At 71.7% G+C, this 22,672-nt stretch carries 11 protein-coding genes; 5 read left to right on the top strand and 6 right to left on the bottom strand.

Annotated features, from left to right (window positions below; translation table 11 throughout):
• Positions 1-28 precede the first annotated feature (28 nt).
• The 4 genes from LHU95_RS18170 to LHU95_RS18155 all read right to left on the bottom strand — a co-directional run bounded on the left by LHU95_RS18170 (position 29) and on the right by LHU95_RS18155 (position 4,273).
• On the bottom strand, positions 29-1,351 hold the full coding sequence (locus LHU95_RS18170) for an LLM class flavin-dependent oxidoreductase (RefSeq protein WP_248708361.1): 1,323 nt from the start codon (positions 1,349-1,351) through the stop codon (positions 29-31).
• 221 nt (positions 1,352-1,572) lie between these two features.
• A complete protein-coding gene (locus LHU95_RS18165) occupies positions 1,573-2,934 on the bottom strand; it encodes an ATP-binding protein (RefSeq protein WP_248708360.1) in 1,362 nt (453 codons plus the stop codon).
• Complete coding sequence (locus tag LHU95_RS18160; RefSeq protein ID WP_248708359.1) at positions 2,931-3,635, bottom strand: response regulator; 705 nt, start codon at positions 3,633-3,635, stop codon at positions 2,931-2,933. Before LHU95_RS18160 ends, LHU95_RS18165 begins: the two co-directional genes overlap by 4 nt.
• 2 nt (positions 3,636-3,637) lie before the next feature.
• Positions 3,638-4,273, bottom strand: coding sequence for a MarR family transcriptional regulator (locus LHU95_RS18155; RefSeq protein ID WP_248708358.1), 636 nt, complete (start codon positions 4,271-4,273; stop codon positions 3,638-3,640).
• Positions 4,274-4,385: 112 nt separating this feature from the next.
• Between LHU95_RS18155 and LHU95_RS18150 the strand changes: the two genes are divergently transcribed.
• The 3 genes from LHU95_RS18150 to LHU95_RS18140 all read left to right on the top strand — a co-directional run bounded on the left by LHU95_RS18150 (position 4,386) and on the right by LHU95_RS18140 (position 11,191).
• Positions 4,386-5,264: a branched-chain amino acid aminotransferase gene (locus tag LHU95_RS18150; protein WP_248708357.1), complete on the top strand. Its 879-nt coding sequence runs from the start codon at positions 4,386-4,388 to the stop codon at positions 5,262-5,264.
• Positions 5,265-5,341: 77 nt separating this feature from the next.
• Positions 5,342-8,326: a glycosyltransferase gene (locus tag LHU95_RS18145; protein ID WP_248708356.1), complete on the top strand. Its 2,985-nt coding sequence runs from the start codon at positions 5,342-5,344 to the stop codon at positions 8,324-8,326.
• A 3-nt stretch (positions 8,327-8,329) separates the two neighbouring features.
• Complete coding sequence (locus LHU95_RS18140) at positions 8,330-11,191, top strand: glycosyltransferase (RefSeq protein ID WP_248708355.1); 2,862 nt, start codon at positions 8,330-8,332, stop codon at positions 11,189-11,191.
• Between the two features lie 280 nt (positions 11,192-11,471).
• Here LHU95_RS18140 and LHU95_RS18135 read toward each other — a convergent pair whose 3' ends face one another.
• Positions 11,472-16,583, bottom strand: a complete 5,112-nt coding sequence (locus LHU95_RS18135; protein ID WP_248708354.1) for an alpha-2-macroglobulin — start codon at positions 16,581-16,583, stop codon at positions 11,472-11,474.
• A gap of 209 nt (positions 16,584-16,792) precedes the next feature.
• On the opposite strand from LHU95_RS18135, the gene LHU95_RS18130 reads away from it, so the two are divergent.
• Complete coding sequence (locus tag LHU95_RS18130) at positions 16,793-17,917, top strand: efflux RND transporter periplasmic adaptor subunit (protein WP_248708353.1); 1,125 nt, start codon at positions 16,793-16,795, stop codon at positions 17,915-17,917.
• 14 nt (positions 17,918-17,931) lie between these two features.
• Entirely contained in the window at positions 17,932-21,030 is a 3,099-nt protein-coding gene (locus tag LHU95_RS18125; RefSeq protein ID WP_248708352.1) for an efflux RND transporter permease subunit, read from the top strand.
• 200 nt (positions 21,031-21,230) lie between these two features.
• Here LHU95_RS18125 and LHU95_RS18120 read toward each other — a convergent pair whose 3' ends face one another.
• The gene (locus tag LHU95_RS18120; RefSeq protein ID WP_248708351.1) at positions 21,231-22,613 is read right to left on the bottom strand and encodes an MDR family MFS transporter; all 1,383 of its coding nucleotides are present in this window, start codon (positions 22,611-22,613) and stop codon (positions 21,231-21,233) included.
• Positions 22,614-22,672: the final 59 nt, after the last annotated feature.

Raw genomic sequence — 22,672 nt, 5'->3', positions numbered from 1 at the left:
GCCGCCGGAGGCCCTTCTGAGGCAGCACTCAGCCAAAAAAGCGATTGGCCGGCCGTGGCAGCCCCAGATGCTCGCGCAGCGTCGTCCCCGCATAATCCCGCCGGAACAATCCGCGGCGCTGCAATTCCGGCACCACCTGCTCGACGAAATCCACGAGGCCCCCTGGCACATAGGGGAACATCACGTTGAAGCCGTCACAGGCGCGGCCCTCCAGCCAGGCCTCCATCTCATCGGCGATGCTGGCCGGCGTGCCCACCATCGCGGCACCGCCATAGCCGCCCAGGCGCTGCGCCAGTTGCCGCACCGTGAGGTTCTCCCGCCGTGCCATGTTGATGGCGCGTTCGCGGCCGGATTTGCTGGCCTCCGTCTCCGGGATCTCGGGCAGCGGGCCATCCGGGTCGAAGTCGCGCGCATCCACGCCGAGCGCGATGGACAGCGCGCCGATGGCGCTTTCCTCATGCACCAGGCTGTCCAGCAGGGCGCGCTTGGCCCGCGCTTCCTCCAGGGTGGCGCCCACCACGACCAGCACGCCAGGCAGAATCTTGAGGTGGTCCGGGTTGCGGCCAAGGGCTGCGGCGCGCCCCTTCACATCGGCGTAGAAGGCCTGGGCTTCGGCGATGGGACCACCGGCGGCGAAGACCATCTCGGCGGTTTCCGCCGCGATCTGCCGCCCGGCGTCCGAGGCGCCGGCCTGCACGATCACCGGCCAGCCCTGCACCGGGCGCGCCACATTCAGCGGCCCGCGCACCGAAAGCTCGGGCCCCACATGGTTCAGCACATGCATCCGCGCGGGGTCCCAGAAGATGCCGCTTTGCGCATCGCGGATGAAGGCGTCATCGGCGAAGCTGTCCCACAGCCCGGTCACCACATCGTAGAATTCGCGGGCGCGCTTGTAGCGTTCGCCATGCGCCATATGCGCATCCTGGCCGAAATTCTGCGCCGCATCCGGGTTCGCGGTGGTCACGAGGTTCCAGCCCGCCCGCCCGTTCGAGATATGATCGAGCGAGGCGAATTTCCGCGCCACATGATAGGGGTCGTTATAGGTGGTGGAGGCGGTGGCGATCAGCCCGATGCGCTCCGTCACGGCGGCCAGGGCCGGCAGCAGCGTCAGCGGATCAAAGCTGGTGGCGGTGTGGCTGCGGCGCAGCGCCTCGATGGGCATGTTCAGCAGCGCCAGGTGATCCGCCATGAAGAAGGCGTCGAACTTGCCGGCCTCCAGCGTCTGAATGAGCTGCTTCAGCTGCGGAAAGCTGAAATTGGCGCCAGGCCAGGCCCCCGGATAGCGCCAGCCGCCGGTGTGGATGACGACGGGGCGCATGAAGGCCCCCAGATGCAGCTGCCGTTGCGCCATAGGCTGGAAACCCTCCGATTGCCGTCAGGATTTGGCGTGGCCCCCCGTCTGGTTTCAGCCGCAGGGCACGCGGGGCTGCCATGCGTGCAGGCGAGAAGAAGGGCCTCCGGCGGCTGGGGCCATGGGCCCCAGACCCCAATGATTTCGGGGCGGTCCTGGACCTGCATGGCCGCCATCCGGATCGGGGTCTGGGGCCCATGGCCCCAGCCGCCGGAGGCCCCTTAAACCGGCAGCCGCATGCGCGCGCGCAGCCCGCCCATCGGGCTTTCCTCCAGCAGGATCTCCCCGCCATGCGCGCGCACGATATCCCGCGCGATGGCAAGGCCCAGCCCCGTGCCGGTGGCCGAGCCGGAGCTGAAGGGGCGGAAGGCCTCGGCGCGGTCGGCGGCGGGGATGCCCGGGCCGTCATCATCCACCGTCAGCTCCGCCCAGTTCCGCCCGGCCTCCTGCACCGGTGCCAGGCCGATTGCCACGCGCTGCGCATGCCGCCGCGCATTGTCGAGCAGATTGCCCAGGGCCCGCTTCAGCGCATCGGCGCGCAGCGGCAGGGTCAGGATGCCGGGCAGCCGGACCTCCACATTGGCACCGCTGCGCCGCGCCTTGGCGGCCATTTCCTCCACCAGCTCCACCAGATCCGAGGGGCGCGGCGCCTCGATCCCTTCGCCGCGGGCGAAGGCGAGATAGGTCTCCACCATGCGCTCCATCTCTTCCAGATCCTGGTTGAGCGCCTCCAGATCCTCCGCCGTGTCGGCCGAGCGCGGCAGCATGGCGATGGCGAGGCGCATGCGCGTCAGCGGCGTGCGCAGATCATGGCTGATGCCGGCCAGCATCTCGGTGCGCTGGTTCACGAAGCGCAGGATGCGCCCCTGCATGGCGTTGAAGGCGAGTGCCGCCTGCCGCACCTCGCGGGCGCCCTCGGGCTTGATGGGTGCCGTGTCCCGCCCGAGGCCGAAGGATTCCGAGGCTTCGGCCAGGCGGCGGATGGCGCGCACCTGGTTCTTCATGAACAGCACCGCGATGCCCGAGAGCAGCAGCGCCGAGCCCACCAGCCAGAGCACGAAGACATAGAGCGTGTTGCTGAACAGCCGCTTGCGCGGCGCCTCCACCGAGAGCAGCCCCGTTGCGGTCTGCACGCGGATGACGATGGCCTGCGGGTCGCTGTGCCAATCGGCGTCGAAGGCGAAGTTCATGCGCTCGCGCAGGGCATGGTCCAGATCCTCCTCCAGCGGCAGGAAGGGCATCCAGGCCGGCCGCGCCGGCGGCGTGCCGAGCAGCTGCCCCGGCTCGAAGCCGAGCGAGACGCCTAGCCGCCAATTCCCCTCGCGCAGGATCTGGTTGCGCATGCCCTCCGGCGCCTGGTCCACCAGATGCGCGACGAAGGCGACATCGCCGGCGAGCCCGGCGGAAAGCCGGCGCGAGATCACATCCAGATGCCCGCCATAGAATAACTGCAGCGCGACAAGCTGCAGCAGGATCAAGGGCAGCAGCATGATCAGCAGGGTGCGCGCCAGCAGGCCACGCGGGAAGAAGGCGCCGAACCGCCGCAGCAGCGGCTTGTCCGGGCGCTTCAGGGCGGGCTTCACGGGCCGGGCCTCAGCACATAGCCCTTGTGGCGGATGGTGTGCAGGAAGCGCGGCTCCCGCGGGTCCGTCTCGATCTTGCGGCGCAGGCGCGTCACCTGCACATCCACGCTGCGCTCGCCCGCATCGGGCGTGCCGAGGGCGACCGCGATCTCCTCGCGGGAGAGGACTTCGCCCGCGCGCCGCGCGAGGGCCGTGAGCAGGGCGGCCTCGCCGCCCGTGAGGCGCTGCGTGCCGTCCGGGCCGCGCAATTCGCAGCGCTCGGCGTCGAACCAGCGCAGCCCCAGCTGCATCGGCCCTTCCGGCAGGGCGGCGGGCGGGGCCGGGGGCGTGACGCGGCGCAGGATGGTGCGGATGCGCAGCGCCAATTCGCGCGGATCGAAGGGCTTGGCCAGGTAGTCATCGGCGCCATGCTCGAAGCCGGCCACGCGGTCATCGGGATCGCCACGGGCGGTGAGCATGAGGATGGGCGTGTCATGCCCTTCGCTGCGCAGATGCTCGGCCAGTTGCAGCCCGGTCTCGCCCGGCATCATCACATCGAGGACGAGGAGGTCGAAGGCCATGGCGTCGATCGCCGCACGCGCCTCGGCCGCATCGCCCGCCACGGCGACGCGGTGGCCCTGCTCGGTCAGGAAGCGCTGCAACAGCGCGCGCAGGCGGGAATCATCATCCACCACCAGGATGTCGGCGCTCATCTCGGCCATGTTCAGCCTCCTCTGGTCTCGATGCGGGGGGCGGGATTGGGGGAAAAGGCGGGGGTGGTGCGGCCCGGGGCGGCGGCGCGTTCCAGGGCTTCGAATTGCTGGCGGGCATCGGGGCCCATCAGGCCGCGCATCACCTGGCGGAAGCCTTCCACCGCCTGGGGCCCCGCCTCACGATAGGCGCGCAGCACCCATTCGCGCTGCGCGGCAAACAGCCGGCTTTCCAGCGCCATGCCCTGCTCGGTCAGGCTCAGCAGGCGCTGCCGCTTGTCGGAAAGGCCCGGGGTCTGCCGCACATAGCCCTGCTCGATCATCGGCTGCAGCACACGGCCGAGCGATTGCTTGGTGATGTCCAGGATGGCCAGCAGCTCCCCCACCTTGATGCCCGGCGCCCGGCCGACGAAGTGCAGCACGCGGTGATGCGCGCGCCCCATCTCCAGCGTGGCGAGGATGCGGTCCGCCCCGGCGGTGAAGTCGCGATAGCCGAAATAGAGCAGGTCCTGCGCCAGGCGCAGCTCCTCCTCGCGCAGGAAGAGCAGGCTGCGGGTGCCGCCCGATCCCAGGGTGTTGGGGGCGGGGGAATTGTCGGACTTCAGTGTTTCCGGCATGGCAGCCATGTTCCCGTTTTCGGTCAGCTTCATTGACACATTTTTTCCAGTCATTCTACAAAGATCGAGTAAGACGACAGGATGATGCGCCAACCCAATACCCGGCATTCCGTTCGGGTCTCACTTGGCGCTATGGAGGACAAACATGGCCCTGGTTCCCTTCGACGACCGCGACGGCGTGATCTGGTGGAATGGAGAGTTCCGCCCCTGGCGCGAATCCAAGCTGCACGTCCTCTCCCATGGTTTGCACTATGCCTCGGCCGTGTTCGAGGGCGAGCGCTGCTATGGCGGCGAAATCTTCAAGCTGCGCGAGCATACCGAGCGGCTGATCCAGTCCGGCCGCATCCTTGGCTTCGAAATCCCCTACACCGCCCAGCAGATCGATGATGCCTGCAACGAGACCCTCCTGCGCAATGGCCTGACCAACGCCTATGTCCGCCCCATCGCCTGGCGCGGCTCGGAGGAGATGGGGGTCGCCGCCCGCGCCACCAAGGTGCAGCTCGCCATCGCCGTCTGGGAATGGGGCGCCTATTTCGGCGTGGAGCAGCGCATGACGGGCGTGAACCTCGCCATGGCGAAGTGGCGCCGCCCGCACCCCGAGACCGCCCCCACCGCCAGCAAGGCCGCCGGCCTCTACATGATCGGCACCATGAGCAAGGAGGCCGCCATGGATGAAGGTGCGGATGATGCCATGATGCTCGACTGGAAGGGGGACCTCGCGGAGGCGACCGGCGCCAACGCCTTCTTCGTGATGAATGGCGAGGTGCACACGCCCAAGCCCACCTGCTTCCTGGACGGCATCACCCGCCGCACCGTGATGGCGCTGGCGCAGAAGCGCCAGATGAAGGTGGTGGAGCGCGTGATCCACCCCGATGAGCTGGCCCAGGCGACCGAGGTGTTCCTGGCCGGCACGGCGGCCGAGGTGACGCCGGTGCGCCGCATCGGCGCCCGGGATTTCACCCCCGGCACCATCACCGAGACGCTGATGAAGGATTACGACGCGCTGGTGCATCGCCGCGGCTGAGCCGTTGCGCATCCAGGGGCATGCTTGACGGCGTGCGCCGCTCCGGGGATTGAATCACCCATCCCCGGAGCCGGTCCTTGAACCCATTCGCCCTTTTATCCCGTTGGCGGGCCGCGCGGGCGGCGGAACAGGGGCGAAGGGCTGCCCGCGCCGCGGCGGAGGCCGCGCGCCAGGCCGCCGATGCCCTGCGTGATGCGGGGGATGCCGCGCGCAACCAGCGCAACTGGCCCGAAGCGGCGGCCCGCTATCAGGACTACCTCACGCGGCGGCCAGAGGATGCGCCCATCTGGGTGCAGCTCGGCCATGCGCTGAAGGAGGCGGGCGATCTGCCGGGGGCCGAGCAGGCCTATCGCCGCGCGCAGGAGCTGGCACCGCGTGACCATGACGTGGCGCTGCAACTCGGCCATGCCCTGAAGCTCCAGGGCCGGCTGGAGGAAGCGGCGCAGGCCTATGCGCTTTCGGACCAGCTCGCACCGATCAACCACGCGGCCGAGGAGCTGGCCGCCCTTGCCGGCATCGAGCGCCGACCCCGCCTGCCCGGCGCCTCGCCGCGCGTGCTCTCCGAGCGCGAGCGCCTGGCGCTGGAGCGCCTGCACGAGGCCGAGCAGGACCTCGCCCGCACGCCGCAGGACCCGGCCGCGCATCGCGCCCATGCGGCGGCGCTGCTGCTGGCGGGAAAGCGGCAGGCGGCCATCGCCGCCGCGCGCGAGGCCTTCGCCCTGCGGCCCGAGCGGCGGAACTGGCAGGCGATCCGCCGCGCCGGCGGCGTGCCGGCCGAGGCGGGCGTGCCGGGCGGCAGCCGGCTTTATGACGTGACGGACCTGCTGGCCATGCTGCGCGATACCGGGCGCGCCACCGGCATCCAGCGCGTACAGCTGGGCCTCTGCGAGGGCATCCTGGAGGATGCGGCCGCGCGCGAAGAGGCCCGCTTCGTCTTCCTGGCCGAGCGCTTCGGCCCGCTCTGGACCCTGGCGGCCGAGGATATGGCCGCCATCATCGCCTATTGCCTGCATGAGCCGCATGACCTGCCGCGCGCCGAGGCGCTGGTCAGCGGGGCCATGGACCGCGCGGAGGTGACGCACCTGCCCTCGGCGCGGTTGTTCTTCATCATGGGGGCCTTCTGGTTCTGGGCCGGCGTGCCCAGCGCGCTGGCGCGGCTGCGGGCAGCGGGGCTGCGCATCGGCGTGCTGGTCTTTGACCTCATTCCCCTCACCCATCCCGAGCATACCAGCGAGGGCACCGTCGCCGCCTTCCGCCAGGGCCTGGCCGAGGGCGCCGAGCTGTGGGATTTCGCGCTCACCATCTCGGAATTCACGGCGGCCGAGCTGGGCCGGCGCCTTGCCGCGATGGAGGCTGCCCCCATCCCGATCCGGCCCATGCCGCTGGCCCATCGCCTCGGCAACAGCGCGGGCAGCAGCCCGCCGGATGCGCTGGCCTTCCCGGCCGCCGTCGCCGATCTGCGCGGCCAGGACTACGTGCTGTGCGTCGGCACCATCGAATCCCGCAAGAACCACATGGCGCTGTTCCAGGCCTGGCAGATCCTGCTGCGCGAGGGGCTGGAGCCGCCGCCGCTGCTGCTGGTCGGCCGGCCTGGCTGGCGCGTGGCGGATCTGATGGCGCAGCTGGAATCCACGCGCTTCCTGGAGGGCCGCATCCGCGTGGTGCATGGCGTCTCCGACCCCGAGCTGGAGGCGCTGTATCGCGGCTGCCTCTTCACGATCTTTCCCTCCTTCACCGAAGGCTGGGGGCTGCCGGTGGGCGAATCCCTGGCCCTCGGCAAGCTCTGCCTCGCCGCCATGGAGGGTGCGACGCCCGAGGCCGCCGCCGGCTTCGCCGAGCCGATTGACGCCTTTTCCCCGCGCGACATCGCCGCCCGCGTGCGGCATTTCCTGACCGACCGCGCCGCCCTGGCCGCGGCCGAGGCGCGGCTGCGCGCCGGCTTCACCCCGCGCGGCTGGCCCGAGGTGACGCGGCATTTCCTGGATGAGGTCGCCAGCTGCATGGCCGCCCCGGCCCCGCAGCGCCCCATGGCCGAAGCCCCGCGCCTCATCCCCGGCAGCCGGCTCAGCTTCTCGACCGCCGCCGAGCATCCGGGCATGCCAGGACAGCTGCTCACGCTTGGCGCCGGTTTCGAGCCGCCGGAGGCGCCGGGCGCCTGGCTGATCGGCCCCTCAGGCACGCTGCAGCTGCATTGTGAGACGCCGTTGCGGCTGTGGTTCCGGCTGCAGGCGGTGCCCTGGGTGCAGGAAAATCGCGCCGGCCTCGCCGCCGGCGACGCACCGCTGCAATGGGCGGAGCTGGCGCCGGGGCAGGAGGCGATGCTGGCGCTGGACCTGCCCGCCGGGCCGGCCACCATCCGCCTCGTGCTCGATGGCGCGACCGACCCGCCCGCCCCCGGCGGGACCGACCCGCCGGCCGAGGGCGAGCGGCGGCCCATCCGCGTGGCGCTGCGCGAAATCCTCGCCGCCGCGACCGAGGCCGAGGTCCTGGCACCCGGCCGCGCCGTCATCTATGGCGCCGCCGCCACCCGCCAGGATTGGCTGGGCACCCTGGCCGAGGGCTGGAGCCAGGCGGCGGATGCGACGGGTGTGGCGGCCCTGGCGCCCGATGCGGTGCTGCGCCTGCGGGTGCCGCCGGAAGCGGCGGGCGGCCTGCGCGTGCTGCTGCATCTCCAAGTCCGGCCGGGTGCTTCGAGCCAGCTTCGGCATCCCGGCGGCCGCGTGGCCCTGCCCGAGGCCGGGGGCGCGCTGATCCTGCCGCTCAGCCTGGAGACGGATGCGGCGGGCGAGGTGCGGATCGCCCTCGCCATGGAGGATCGCAGCGTGCCGCCACTGCGCGTCATGGCTCTGCAATGGGCCGCCGAGGGCGATGTCGCGGCCCGGCTGGCCATGATCGAGGCCGTGATGCTGCCCGATGGCGGTGAGGCGCGCGGCGTGACCCCGGCGCGGCTGCTGGCCCTGGAGGCCCGGCTGCGCGGCGCCCCGGGCGATGCCGCCGCCCCCTTGCCGGGCGGTGAGGCCGGGCGGGCCGCGCTGCGTCTCACCGCCTCCCGCAAGGGCTGAGGGGTGCGGCTGCTGCTGGATCTGCAGGGCGTCCAGGGCGCCGCCCGGCATGCCGGCCTTGGGCGATACAGCCTGGAACTGGCCCGCGCCCTGGTGCGCGGGCGCGGCGGCCGTGAGGTGCAGATCCTGCTCAACATGCGCCTTGCTGAGCCGGCCGCGCGGCTGGCGGCGGAATTCGCGCCGATCCTGGGCCCCGAGGCGATCCGCCGCTGGACCGCGCCCGAGGGCTGCGCCGCGGGCAAGCTGCCCCAGGCGCCGCTGCGCCGCCTGGCCGAGCATATCCGCGCCCAGGCCATCGCCGAGGCCGCGCCCGACCTGCTGCATCTGGGCTCGGTCTTCGAGGGGCTGCGGCATGATGTCGTCACCACCTGGCCGGCCGAGCTGGAGCGCCCGGCCATCGCCGCCACCGTGCATGACCTCATCCCCCTGACCCTGCGGGAGATGTATCTGGACGGGCACTGGCGCGAGGCGGGGCTGGTGCCCTGGTATGCGCGCTGCCTCGATGAACTCGCCGCCTGCGCCCCCCTGCTGGCCAATTCCGAGGCGACCCGGGCGGAGGTGCTGCGCCACCTGCCGCTGCCGCCTGATCGTGTGGTGGTGGTGGGCGGCGGGGTCTCCCCGGGCTTCGCGGCGCCCGCCCCGGATCCGGCGGCGCGCGCCGCGCTGCTGCGCCGCTACGGACTGGAGGAGGGTTTCCTGCTCTATCTCGGCGCCGGGGATTTCCGCAAGAACGAGTCGCTGCTGCTGCGCGCCCATGCGGCGCTGCCCGAGGGGCTGCGGGCGCGGCACCGGCTGGCCATCGGCCATGTGAACCCGCCGCATCTGCGCGCGCAGGCGCAGGCCGCCGGGCTGGCCGAGGCGGATCTGGTCTGCCTGCCCTTCATCCCCGAGGCGGATCTGCCAGGGCTTTATGCCGCCTGCGGGCTGTTCGTCTTCCCCTCCCTCGCCGAGGGGTTCGGCCTGCCGCTGCTGGAGGCGATGGCCTGCGGCGCCCCCTGCATCGCCAGCCGGGTGTCCGCCCTGCCCGAGGTGATCGGCCGCGCCGATGCGCTGTTCGACCCGCAGGACGCACCGGCCCTGAGCGGCCTGATCCAGCGCCTGCTGGAAGCCCCCGAATTGCGCGCCGACCTGGCCGCCTATGGCCCGCGCCGCGCCCGGGAATTCAGCTGGGACCGCGTGGCGGCGCAGGCCTGGGCGGCGTTTGACCGCGCGTCCCCCTCCAAGGCCAATTCCGGCCGGGCCCGCCCCAGGCGCCGCACCAGCCTCGCCATCGTCTCCCCCCTGCCGCCGACGCCCAGCGGCATCGCCGACTACACGGCCGAACTCGCCCCCGTGCTGGCCGCGCATTACGCCGTGACGCTGGTCAGCGCCGAGCCGCCCGAAGGCCCGCTGGCCGGCCGCATGCCCTGGATGAGCGAGGAGGATTTCGCCGAAGCCGGCGGCCGCTTTGACCGCGTGCTCTATCAGATCGGCAACAACCCCATGCATGCGCGCAGCCTGACCGAGCTGCTGCCGCGCATCCCGGGCGTGGTCACGCTGCATGAAGCCGCCATCACCGACCTGCGCAACTGGCTCGACCGGCGCGGCGATGCGCTGGAGGCGCGCGCCGCCCGCATGGTCCGGGAGGAGGGCTACACCAGCCTGTTCAGCACGCGCGAACTGGCCGGCACCGCGGGCCCCCTGGCCGAGGCGCATGGCGTGGTGCTGCATTCGGGGCATGCGCGCTGGCTGCTGGAAATCGAGTATGGCGCCGCGGCCGTGGCGCATACCACCATCATCCCCCATCTGCGGCAGCCGCTGCCGCTGGCCGACCGCGCCGCCGCGCGCGCGGCGCTGGGCCTTGCGGAGGATACGCTGCTCGTCGCCTCCTTCGGGCTGCTGACGCCGCAGAAGCTGCCGGAGCGGATTCTCGGCGCCTTCGCGCTGCTGGCCCGGCAGGCGCCCTCGGCCCGGCTCGTCTTCATCGGCGGCGCCGTGGACGGCATGGACGCCATGCTGCAGGCCGAAGCGCAGCGGCGGGGCCTGGGCGAGGCCGTGCTGTTCCCGGGGCGCGCGCCGCCGGCACTCTATCGCAGCTGGCTCGCCGCCGCCGATCTGGCGATCCAGCTGCGCCGCGGCAGCCGGGGCGAGACCTCGGGCGCGGTCAAGGATGTGCTGATGGCCGGCCTGCCGCTGATCGCCAACCGGCATGGCGCGATGGCGGAGCTGGAGGCGGCCGGCTGCCGGCTGATCGCCGAGCCGGCGGATCCGGCGGAGCTTGCGGCGACCCTGCTCGAATTGGGGCGCGATGCCGGCCAGCGCGCGGCGATGGGCGAATTGGCGCGGCGCTGGGCCGATTGGGAGCTGAACCCCCCGCGCATCGCCGCCGCCTATGCCCGCGTGCTGGAGCATGCCTATGCCGGGGGGCCGCAGGCCGGCCTGGCCGCGCTGCTCGCCATCAGCCGGGACCTGCCGCTCGCCGCGCGCGATGCGGGCCCGGCCGGGGCCGCGCTGGCGGCGAGCTTCATCGGGCCGCGCCAGCCGCGCCTCTGGCTCGATACCGGGCTGCCAGGGCTGGAGCCCGGCCTGCTGACGCTGCTGCGCGAGGGGCTGGGCGTGCTGCGCCCGGAACCCTGCGCGCAAAGCGGCAGCGGATGGGTCACGGCGCATGGCTGGGCCTGGCGGCACCTGGGCCTGCCGGGCCTGCCGCCGGCGGAGGGCCCGGCCATCATGGCGCTGGGCGATGTGCTGGTGGCGCCGCCCGGCGTCGCGCGGGATGTGGCGCAGGCGGCGGGCGTGCGCGTCCTGGACGGGCTGCATCCGGGCTTCACGCGCGGCGAGGGCCCGGCGCAGCGCGTCCTGGTGGAGCGGCTGCTCAGCGCGTAGCGCCGGAGGCGAGGGGCGCGGGCGTGATGGGGATGAAGGATCGCGGCCAAGGGGCCTCCGGCGGCTGGGGCCACGGGCCCCAGACCCCATTTGTTCAAAGCCTGTTCAACAATGACTTCCGCGGGATTTCCCCAAAAATCGGGGTCTGGGGCCCGTGGCCCCAGCCGCCCGAGGCCACTTATGCTTCTGCTCCGCCGGAGCCAGCACCCATGTTTTGCCGCCATGAGGGCTCGGTATCAACGCCTCCGGCCCCCCGCTCAACGCCTCCGGCGTGGGGCGATCACGGCAGGATATTGATCCGCGTCGTCGCCTGCCGCGCAAAGAAGGCCGGGCGATACATGTCCGACACCTCGGCCCCGGGCAACTCGAAGCGCCCGGGCGTCACGGCGCGCAGCCGCACCGCCATGCGGAATTCCCGCTGCTCGGCCGTGAAGGTGAAGGCCACGGCCACGCGGTCATCCAGCGCCGGCTGGGCATCGGGCGTGGATAATTCGCCCAGCCCCGGCAGGCCCGGCACGGCGCCCGGGCCGAGTGCGCCCTCGACCTCCCAGCCGGCGGGCAGGCCTTGGCTCATCATCGCCAGATGCGCCTGGCTGGATTCCGCACGTCCTTCCAGCACCAGGATGAAGGAGGTGCCGGCGCGGAGCTGATCCAGGTTCAGCGCCATCCCCTCCAGGTTCAGGAAACGGCGGCGGATCTGCATGGCGTTGCGGCCGGCCGGCAAGGCCTCGGACGGGATGCCGGTGATGGTCAGGCTGACCGGCAGCGGCGCATCGCCCAGGTTGCGCAGGGCGCCGCCGCTGGTGACATCCACCCGGCGGCGTTCCACCGCCGCACCCTCGAAGCTGGCGCGCACCGGCCTGCCATCCCGCCCCAGCGCCGCCGCCGCCAGCACCGCCCAGGCCTGTTCCTGGGTGGAAGCGAGGCTGGGCGTCAGCTCGGGGCCGGGCAGGCGGGCGAGTGCGGTGGCGAGCATGGGGGCCGGCATCTGGCCCTCCTGCAGCAGGACCAGGATCGCCATCGCATCGCGCGCCGCACTGCCATAATCATAGCTCCAGTCGCGCCGGGCGGGGGCGGCCAGGGCGGCGGTGAAGGCGCGCGTGGCGCGCTCCGTATCGCCGGCGCGGGCGAAGGCGGCGCCGAGCTGCGCGCGCGCCAGCGGCGTGGGCAGGCGGTCCAGGCTTTCCATCAGCCGCCGTGCCGCGCCCAACCGGTGCCGGCCGGCCAGGGACAGCGCATTCAGCCGCGCCGCCTGGGCCGCATATTCCGGTGGATCGGAGGGGTTGGTTTCCTCCAGCCGCTCGCCAAGGTCGGTCAGCGCCGCTTCCAGCGCCGCATCCGCCACCGTGGCGCCGGCCGCCTTGGCACGCAGCAGCGCCTCCACCGCATAGGCCGAGGTCCAGTATTCCGGCTCGCTCTGGGCCGACCACAGGCCGAAGCTGCCATCATAGCGCTGGCGCGAGAGAATGCCGTCCACGCTGCGTTGCAGCCGGACGGATTGCTGGGGCGTGCTGGCCTCGGTCAGCGCCGCCGCCATGCCCAGCGCCTGCGAGGAGAGCTGCTCCAGGCAGGCCAGCGGGAAGCTTTCCAGCAGGCGCAGCATGCCCTCGGCGTCAAAGCGCACCGGCGTGCCAAGCCGCGCCGTGGCGCGCCAGGCGCCGGGCAGGAACCGCGCCGCATCGGGGGTGATGCGGGCCTCCTGGCCTGGGGCCACTTCGCTCAGGCTCGCCACGCTGGCCAGCCCGCGTGAGGAGCGCACCTCGATCCGCGCCTCACGCGTGGCGGTGAAGCCATTGGGTCCGGTGATGGCCAGGCGCAGCACGCCCTCGCCCGAGGCGGTCGCGCGCAGGGTGGCGGTGGGCTGGGCGCGGGCGCCGGTGGCCAGCCGCGCGGCCAGCCGGTTGGGGCCGGCCAGGGCGATGGCGCCCTCGGTGCTGAGCGTGGCGCTCACCTCGCCGGGCGGGAGTTCCAGATTGTGCAGCAGGACGGAGATGGTCGCCTCATCGCCCGGGGCGAGGAAGCGCGGCAGGATGGCCTCGGCCAGCACGGGGTCCCGCACCAGCAGGGTGCGCGCGGCGGAACCCACACGGGCGCCTTCCCAGGCGACCGCCATCAGGCGCAATTCCCCCGCGAAATCCGGGATATCCAGCGGGATTTCGGCGCGGCCATCGGCATCGGTCGTGACCACGCCGCTGAACAGCACCACATTGCGTTGCGGAATGCGCAGGGCGCCCAGATCGCCCAGCTCATCACCACCCTGGCGCAGCGTGGCCAGCGTGCCGTCATCGGGGCGGATCAGCCGGCCGTAATCATCGCGGATATCGGTGCCCAGCGTGCGGCGGCCGGCGTAATGCGCCAGCGGATCAGGCGTGGCGAAGCGCGTCAGCCGCAGGATGCCCTCATCCACGGCGGCCAGCGTCAGGCGGATGCCGCCCTGGCTTGCCCCTGCGCCGCCGGTCACGCTGACGGGGATGGTCACGCGGCCCATGGGCCGCACGCGCTCTGCCCCGCCGATCGCGATGTCGAGGCGCCGCGCGGCCGGGTCCATCTGCAACCAGGTGAGGCCGAGGGCGCGGCCCGGCGCGTCATTCGCCTGGCCGCCCGCACCCGCCGGGCGAAACACGGTGACGGCGGCATAGGCGCCCGCCCCCCAGGCGGCATCGGCCTCGATGGTGATCTCGGCGCCGGCGGCGGGCAGCTCGATCTCGCGCAGGGAGACCAGGCGGTCGGTCAGGATGGCGATGCTGGCCCGGCCGGCGAAGGGCGGCGTGATGCGCAGCGTGGCGGTCTGGCCGGGCGCGAAGCTCTGCCGGTCCGCCGCCACATCCACCTTGTCCGGCACTTCGGCGGATTCCGAGCCGGCCCAGCCGGAGCGGAAGCGCACGGAAGCCAGGGCCATGCCCCCCGCCTCCTGCGCTTCCAGCCGGTAGCGGCCGAAGGGCAGGCTGCGGGCGAAGCGCGCGGGTGTTGCGGCCGTGGCATTCACGCTCGCCGTGTCCACCGGCTCATCCAGCCAGGTGGTTTCATAGCGCGGCTGGCCGCCGCGCAGGACGATGCGCCAATCCGGCCGCTCGCGCACCAGGCGCAGGTTCAGCGCCCCGGCCTGGGCCACGCCGGAGGGGTTGGCGATGACGATGTCGAACGCCGCCTCGCTGTTCACATTCACCGATTGCGGGCCGCGAATGCCGATCAGCCTTGGCGCGCCGGCCACGGCCAGCGGCAGGTCCACGCTGGTCGCGCGGCCGCCCGGCTCGGTCACCTGCAGGGTCATCTCGGCGCGCAGCGGGCGCGTCGTGTCCGGCGCGCGGGCCAGCGCCAGGGTCAGCGTGGCGCGGCCCTGGGCGTCGGTCTCGGGCAGGTCCGCCGAAAGCAGATCAGGCGCGAAAACCTCATCTTCCAGGCCAAAGAGGAAGCCCGGGAGGCCAGGGAAGGGGCTGCGCTCCGTGATCAGCCGGTATTGCGCGCTGCCCGTCAGGCCCGAGCCGGGCGCACCATACAGGAAGCGCGCGGTGACCGGCAGGGCGAGCGGCTGGCCCGGCGTCAGTGGCCCTGGTGCGGGGCCGACTTCCACTGCGAGGCGCTCGGGCACGAAGGCATCCACGCGCAGCGTCGCCTCGCCCACGGGGGGGGCCGCGGGGTCGGTCAGCGCCTCGATCTTCCACAGCCCCACCGGGGCGGCGGCGGGCAGGGTGACGGGCCAATGCGCGCCGTCCCGTACCACGCCCTCGGCGGCGATCTGCCCGTTTGGCCGGCGCAGCCGCAGCCGCACAGGCAAAGGGGAGGGCGCGCCCGCCACATCGCGCAGCAGCACCATGGCCTGCACCGTCTCACCCGGGCGGTAGATGCCGCGGTCGAGCCACAGGAAGGCATCGAGCGGGCCAGGATGCGCGCGCCCCGCCACCCCGCGATCCGAGAGATCGAAGGAGGCAGCCTCCAGGTCCAGCGCCACCAGGTCATCGGCGGTGCTGGCATGGATCGCGACCGGCGCCATCGGCCCCTGGCCGCGCAGCAGCGGGGCGGCGAAGCGGGCCAGGCCATCCGGGCCGGTTTCCACCTCGGCGAGGATTTCATTGTTGCGGGCCATGAGGGCCACGCGCGTGCCCGCCGCCGGCCGCGAATCCCCGAGCTGCCGCGCCTGCACGGCGAGCCCCCCGGCACCGCGCCAGGCGGTGAGGCCGAGATCGGTCACGATCAGCGGCTGCGCGGTGGCGAGGCTTTGCGAATCATTCGTGCCATCGCCCGGCCGGGCGACCATGATATAGAGGCCCGGGCCCGCCGCGCGGACCTCCTCCGGGACCGGCACGGAGAGGCGCTGGAGGCTGTTGGTCGGGTGGCGGGGGGTCTCGATCCGGCCCTCCCACACCACGCGGCCCCAGCTCTCATGCAGGTCCTGCGCGGTCCAGCTGTCCATCTGGTCCCCCAGGCGCCAGTCGCGCGTCAGGGGCACGAGGTTGCGCTCGGCCACGCGGATGATGCGCATCTGCACGCTGGCGACATTCATCAGCGCCAGCGGCACGCGGGCCTGCTGGCCGCGCGCCAGCAGGAAGGCGCGGCTGTCGAAGGCCATGCGGGGCGCCCTGTCCGGCATGGCGATGTTCAGCGCCGTGTCGCGGTTGAGGCGCAGCCCCTCCTCACCCGGCAGGCCGGCGCGCAGCAGGATGCGCGTGGTGCGGCCATGCGGCAGGCCGACGGCGCAGAGGCTGTCCCCATCGCGGGTGATGGCGAGGCCGGGGATGGCGGGCTCGGCGCGAATCCAGTCCTGCGGCTGCCAATCCTGGCGGCGGGCGGGCGGCACGGTGAAGGCGAGGCAGGCGCGGGCGGGCTCGGCCTCGCTCTCGGTGTTGACGCGCGCGACCAGCACGCCGGCGGCGCGGCGGGCCTGGGCCAGGGCCTCGGCGTGGCGCGGTTCATTGGGGGCGCGCTGAATCACAGCCTCCAATGCTGCGATCTGCTGCGCGGGGCGGTCCATCCGGCCCAGCGCCTCGGCCACCAGCAGCAGGGAGGGGATTTCGGGCGGGCCGGCCGGCACCATCAGGAAATTCTGCCAGGCGGCATGCAGGGCGCGGGCGGGCTCGGGCGGGGTGCGGCGCAGCTGGGCGCGGGCCAGGGCGAGCCATTGCGCGGGGCTCATCTCGCCCAGGCCGGCGCGCTCTTCCCAGGCCTGGGCGGCGTTGGGCCAGTTATTCGCGCGCTCGGCCGCCACGGCCCGCTGCTCGGCGCCCTGGCGTTGTTGCGGCGTGCCGCCGGCGGGGAAGCGGCGCTCCAGCTGCTCGCGATACTGGCCCGCATCCCGCCCGAGGCCGGGGAGGTCGAAGGCATGGGCCGGCAGGGCAAGCGGCAGCCCAAGCAGCGGGCCGAGCAGCAGCGAAAACAGAACCAGCCAGCGGCGCATGCGAGGCGTCCTTCCCTTGAGCCGAGCATCATGCACGATTCCGCGGCCGGGCGCGAAACATGACGCCCGTGACGAACCGTAACCTTGCCGCCTTGTCATTGGGCTTTTTCGCGGCTTGCTGTTGAGTCTCTCCAGACCCGGCGTGGCACGGATGCGCCACGCCCTTGGCCGTGCCTTTCGGCTTGTCATGACCGGAGCCCATTCCCGCGATGCTGTCCCGCCTGATCCCCCTCATCCTGGCCCCTTTGGTCCTGGCCCTCATCCTGCCCTTCGCCGCGGCGGCCCAGCCGGGCATTCCCGTGACGACGGAGCCCGCACGGGTGGGTGCCATGCCGGTCGAGGTGCTGGCCAATGGCACGGTGGTCTCCGAAAGCGTGGTCACCATCCGCACCCGCGTGGATGGGCAGATCACCCAGGTGCATGTGACGGAGGGGCAATTGGTGCGGCGCGGCCAGGTGCTGTTCACGCTGGATGCGCGGCTGAACCAGGCGATCCTGGCGCAGCAGGAGGCGCAGCTTGCGGCGAACCGAGCGCAGATCGTCCGCTTCCAGGCCGATGCCGTGCGCTACCAGTCCCTGCGGGGCGAGGGCTTCGCGGCACAGCAGCGCTTCGAGCAGGCGACGGCGGAAGCCGCCGCCGCCGTCGCCACCGCGCGCGCGACCGAGGCGCTGATCCAGCAGACGCGTCTGGCCATCGAATTCGCGACCATCGTGGCCGAGACGGACGGCAAGCTCGGCGTGCTGCCGCTGCGCGTCGGCAATGTGGTGCGCCAGGCCGAGAATGTGGCGATGGCGACGCTGACGCAGATGAACCCCATCCTGGTGCAGTTCAGCGTGCCGGAGCGCTGGCTGCCGCAGATCCGCACCGCGCTGAATGCGGGCGAAGTGCAGGCCCTGGCGCTAGGCGATGGCGAGACGGGGCCACCCGCCGAAGGCCGCCTCGTCTTCGTGGACAGCGCCGTGGATACGGCCACCGGCACGATCCAGCTGCGCGCCCGCTTCGACAATCCGGAAGGTGCGCTGTGGCCCGGGCAATATGTGCGCGTCACGGTGGTGCCGACGATCGAGGCGGATGCGATCTCCATCCCCTCCGCCGCCGTGCAGACCGGCCAGCAGGGCCGCTTCGTCTATGTGCTCAGCCCCGAGGGCCTGGCGCGGCGCCGGCCGGTGCAACTCGTGCGCAATGTGCGGGACCGCGCGGTGGTGCGCGGCGAGATCGTGGCAGGTGAGAAGATCATCGTGGATGGCGCCCAACGCGTGACCGATGGCGCCCGCGCCGTCGAACGCAACGCCCCACCCGCCGCCGCGCCGCAGCGCGTCTCCTCGGCGAATTGAGGGGGAGCGCAGCCATGCATATCTCGGAACTCTGCATCCGCCGCCCGGTGATGACGCTGCTGCTGACCATCGCGGCCGTGGTTGCCGGCGCCATCGCCTATACCCGCCTGCCGGTGGCCGCCGTGCCGCGCGTGGATTTCCCGGTGATCTCGGTCTTCGCGAATTTTCCGGGGGCCAGCCCCGAGACGATGGCGACCTCCGTGGCACTCCCGCTGGAGCGGGAATTCAGCACCATCGCGGGGCTGGAGAGCATGTCCAGCAATTCCGGCCAGGACACGCTGAACCTCACGCTGCAATTCCAGCTGGGCCGCAACATCGATTCCGCGGCGCAGGATGTGCAGGCCGCACTCACCCGCGCACAGCGGCGCCTGCCCATCGAGATGACGGTGCCGCCCAGCTACCGCAAGGTGAACCCGGCCGATGCGCCGGTGCTGCTGCTGACGCTCTCCGGCGGGGATGTGCCGCTGTACCGGCTGAACGATGTGGCGAGCACCATCATCGCCCCCGCCCTCTCCCGCGTGCAGGGCGTGGCCCAGGTGGTGACCTATGGCGAGCAGCTGTTTTCCGTGCGCGTGCGGCTGGACCCCGATCGCATCGCCGCGATGGGACTCGCTTTCGACACGGTGCAGCAATCCATCCAGCAGGCCAATTCCAATGCGCCGGTGGGTCTGCTCAGTGGCGAGCGCCAGCAACTCACGCTGCGCGCCACCGAGCAGCCGCAGAATGCCGAGCAATTCGGCCAGCTGGTCGTCGCCGGCCGCGCCAATGCGCCGATCCGGCTGAACGAAATCGCCGAGGTGGCCGATGGCGTGCAGAATGAACGCGTGGCGAGCTGGCGCGATGGCCAGCGCGCCCTGGTGCTGGCCGTGCAGCGCCAGCCGGACGCCAATACGGTGGATGTGGTGGATGGCGTGCTGCGCAGCGTGGAAGCGCTGCAATCGGCCCTGCCGCCTGGTGCCCGCCTGGGTGTGATGCTGGACCGCAGCCGCTCGATCCGTGACGCCGTGCATGATGTGCAGGAATCGCTGCTGATCGCCATCGGCCTCGTCGTGCTGGTCTGCTTCCTGTTCCTGCGGCGGCTCTCGGCCACGCTGATCCCCTCCATCGCCGTGCCGATCAGCCTCTGCATCACCTTCGGCTTCATGTATGCGCTGGGCTACGGCATTGATAACGTGACGCTGCTGGGCCTCACCATCGCGGTGGGGCTCGTCGTGGATGACGCGATCGTCGTGCTGGAGGCGATCGTCCGCCACATCGAGGAGGGGATGCATCCCGTCGCCGCCGCCATCCGCGGGGCGAAGGAGGTGGGCTTCACGGTGCTCTCCATCACCCTCTCGCTGATTGCCGTCTTCCTGCCGATCCTGCTGATGGGCGGCGTGGTGGGGCGGGTGTTCAACGCCTTCGCCGCCACGGTCAGCCTCGCTGTCATCGCCTCGCTCATTGTCTCGTTGACGCTGACGCCGCTGATGGCCAGCCGCATGAAGGGGCAGCACGGCGCGCCAGGCTTCGTGGACCGCACGCTGGAGCGCGGCTTCGTCGCCATCGAGAACAGCTACGCCTTCCTGCTCGGCTACGCGCTGCGCTTCCGGCTGATGATCTGGTTGCTGTTCTTCGCCTCGCTGTTCGGCGCGGGCTGGATGGCGGTGAACCTGCCCAAGGGCTTCTTCCCGGTGGAGGATACCGGCCTGCTCATCGTCAATACCGAGGGGCCGCGCGGGGCCTCCATCCAGGACATGGCCGAGAAGCAGAGCCGCATCGCGCAGATCTTCGCGGCCTCGCCCTATGTGAACAGCGTCGTCTCCACCGTGGGTGCGGTGGGGGGCTCGGCCTCGATCAACCAGGGGCGCTTCTTCGTGGAACTCAAGCCGCGCAACCAGCGGCCGGATATCACGACCATCCTGCAGGAGCTGCGCCGCCAGGCTTCGGGCGTGCCGGGCATGCGGGTCTTCCTGCAGCCGATCCAGAACATCAATTTCGGCGCGCGGCAGACCCGCACCCTCTACATCTACACCATGCAGGGGCTGCGGCTGGATGAGCTGTATGACTGGGCGCCGCGCCTCGAAGCGCGCCTCGCCCGCCTGCCGCAATTGCAGGATGTGAACACCGATCTGCAGATTGATAGCCCGGTGGTGATGGTGAATGTGGACCGGGACCGCGCGGCGGCACTCGGCGTTTCGATCGAGCAGGTGCGCCAGGCGCTGTATTCCGCCTTCGGCTCCCGCCAGATCAGCACGATCTATGGCCAGGCCAATGCCTATCCGGTGATCCTGGAGGCGCTGCCCGAGGATCAGCGGGATGAATCCGGCCTCGCCAAGCTCTATCTGCGTTCCGTCACCGGGCGCCTCGTGCCGCTCTCGGCCGTGGCGAGCATCGAGCGCCGCTCGGGCCCGCTCACCGTCGGCCATCAGGGGCAATTGCCCGCCGTCACCATCGGCTTCAACACGCCGCCCGGCGTGGCACTCGGCGATGCGGTGAATGCCATCCGCGAGGTGGAGCGCGAGATGGGGCTGCCGCCCACCATCGTCTCGGGCTTCTCGGGCTCGGCGCAGGTGTTCCAGCAGGCGCTGGCGGGGCAGGGGGCGCTGGTGCTGGCCGCCGTGCTGATCATGTATGTGGTGCTGGGTGTGCTCTATGAGAGCTTCATCCATCCGCTGACCATCCTCTCCGGCCTGCCGGCCGCGGCGCTGGGCGCCTTCGCCACGCTGTGGCTGTTCGGCCTTGATCTCTCGGTGATCGCGGTGATCGGCGTGCTGCTGCTGATCGGGCTCGTGAAGAAGAACGCCATCATGGTGGTGGATGTCGCGCTGCAACGACAGCGCGCGGGCGAATCCCCGCTCGATGCCGTGCGCCATGCCTGCATCCTGCGCTTCCGCCCGATCCTGATGACGACGCTGGCCGCCGCCGCGGGTGCTGTGCCCATCGCCGCCGGCTGGGGCGCCGCCGCCGAATTGCGCCAGCCGCTCGGCCTCGCCGTCATCGGCGGGCTGGCAGTGAGCCAGGCGCTGACGCTGTTCGTCACACCCGTGCTGTATCTGGGCTTTGACGGCCTGGCGCGCCGCTTCAGCCGCGGGCGCGGCAAGGTGGATGTGTCGGGGGTGGCGCCGGCGGAGTGAGTGCTTCCCGGGGAGAGCTTTGCTCTCCCCGGACCCCTCTCACCAAAGGCCGGGGGCCTTTGGATACCTGAGATAGGGCTTGTTGGGAGAGGGGCGTCATGCCCCTCTCCCAACAAGCCCTCACTCCCTCCACCAGGGGCCTGGGCCCCTGGTGGAGGGAGGTCTGGAGGGAGGCAAAGCCTCTCTCCAGGAAGCCGCACTCACCGCCGGCCGCTGACCTCCGCCCCCGCATCCTTCGGCAGCAGCGCAAAGAGCGGGCTGGAGGCCAGCACGACCAGCCCCGCGATCAGGAAGGCCGCCGTGAAGTCGCTCGGCAGCAGGGCCGCGTGCCCGGCCATGTGGCGGCTGACCTCCAGCGAGGTGGTGGCCAGCACGATGCCCAGCGCCGGCGGCAATTGCTGCGCCGTGCCGTAGAAGCTGGTGGCGGCACTGAGTTTTTCGCGCGGCAACTCCGCGAAAGCGAGCGTGTTCAGCGCGGTGAATTGCAGCGAGCGGAACAGCCCGCCCAAGGCCAGCGCCACGAACATCACCGCGATCGGCCAGGCGCGCGTGAAGCCGGCCCCGATGGCAACGCCGGCGGCGGCCAGGACGCCATTGCCGATCAGCACCGTGCGGAAGCCGAAGCGGCGCAGGATGGGCCGCGTCAGCGGCTTCATGGCGAAGGCGCCGATGGCGGTGGCGAAGGCGACGAAGCCCGCCTCGGTGGCACCCCAGCCAAAGCCGATCTGCAGCAGCATCGGCACCAGGAAGGGCACGCCCCCCGCACCCGCCCGGAACAGGCTGCCCGCGAGTGTGGCGTGGCGAAAGGAGGGGTAGCGCAGCAATGAGAGATCCAGCGCCGGCTTCTCCACCCGCCGGCAATGCCGCCAGGCGAGGACGCCCAGCACCAGCCCCACCGCCAGCAGCGCGCCGGGCCAATGATCCGGCAGCACGCCGCGCCCCACCGTCTCGATGCCGGCCATGAGGGTGGCCAGCGCGCCCCCCACCAAGGCGAGGCCGCGCAGATCGGGCGGGCCGGGATGGGTGCGGGGCAGGGGCGTGATCTTCCAGGCCACCATGATGAAGCCGAACAGCGCCACGGGCAGGTTGATCCAGAAGACGCTGCGCCAGCCGAACAGGTCGGTCAGCACACCGCCCAGCGGCGGGCCGAGGATGGGGCCCAGCATGGCCGGCATGGTCAGCCAGGTCATCGCCGTCAGCATTTCATCCTTGCGGATGCCGCTCAGCAGCAGGAGGCGGCCGACCGGCACCATCATCGCACCCGCCATGCCTTGCAGCACGCGCGCCGTGACCAGCTCGCCCAGGCTGTTCGCCAGGCCGCAGGCGGCGGAGGAGAGCCCGAACAGCGCGATGGCGATGAGGAAGACGCGCTTCGCGCCAAACCGGTCCGCGATATAGCCGGAGACGGGGATGAACACGGTCAGCGCCACCAGATAGGAGGTGATGGCGACACCGAGCCGCGTCGGGTCCTCGTTCAACTCCCGTGCCATGGAGGGAAGGGCGGTCACCACCGCCGCGCTGTCCAGATTCTGCATGAACAGCGCGGAGGCGACGATCACGGCAGTCAAGCGCGCATCGGCCATGGAGCGAGCCTAGAGGGTTCCGGGCGCGAGGGCATCCTGCGCGCCTGGCGGAATCCGCT

Origin of the sequence: Sediminicoccus sp. KRV36, from assembly GCF_023243115.1 — a bacterium.
Taxonomy (GTDB): Bacteria; Pseudomonadota; Alphaproteobacteria; order Acetobacterales; family Acetobacteraceae; genus Roseococcus.
The sequence above is the reverse complement of the archived record's forward strand: the minus strand, read 5'-3'. Positions and strand labels throughout refer to the sequence as shown.

Bases quoted from the DNA above. Each gene is read 5' to 3' on its own strand.
- LHU95_RS18170 (WP_248708361.1), bottom strand. From the start codon at position 1,351: ATGGCGCAACGGCAGCTGCATCTGGGGGCCTTCATGCGCCCCGTCGTC.
- LHU95_RS18125 (WP_248708352.1), top strand. From the start codon at position 17,932: ATGCATATCTCGGAACTCTGCATCCGCCGCCCGGTGATGACGCTGCTG.
- LHU95_RS18135 (WP_248708354.1), bottom strand. From the start codon at position 16,583: ATGCGCCGCTGGCTGGTTCTGTTTTCGCTGCTGCTCGGCCCGCTGCTT.
- LHU95_RS18120 (WP_248708351.1), bottom strand. From the start codon at position 22,613: ATGGCCGATGCGCGCTTGACTGCCGTGATCGTCGCCTCCGCGCTGTTC.
- LHU95_RS18160 (WP_248708359.1), bottom strand. From the start codon at position 3,635: ATGGCCGAGATGAGCGCCGACATCCTGGTGGTGGATGATGATTCCCGC.
- LHU95_RS18150 (WP_248708357.1), top strand. From the start codon at position 4,386: ATGGCCCTGGTTCCCTTCGACGACCGCGACGGCGTGATCTGGTGGAAT.
- LHU95_RS18130 (WP_248708353.1), top strand. From the start codon at position 16,793: ATGCTGTCCCGCCTGATCCCCCTCATCCTGGCCCCTTTGGTCCTGGCC.
- LHU95_RS18155 (WP_248708358.1), bottom strand. From the start codon at position 4,273: ATGAAGCTGACCGAAAACGGGAACATGGCTGCCATGCCGGAAACACTG.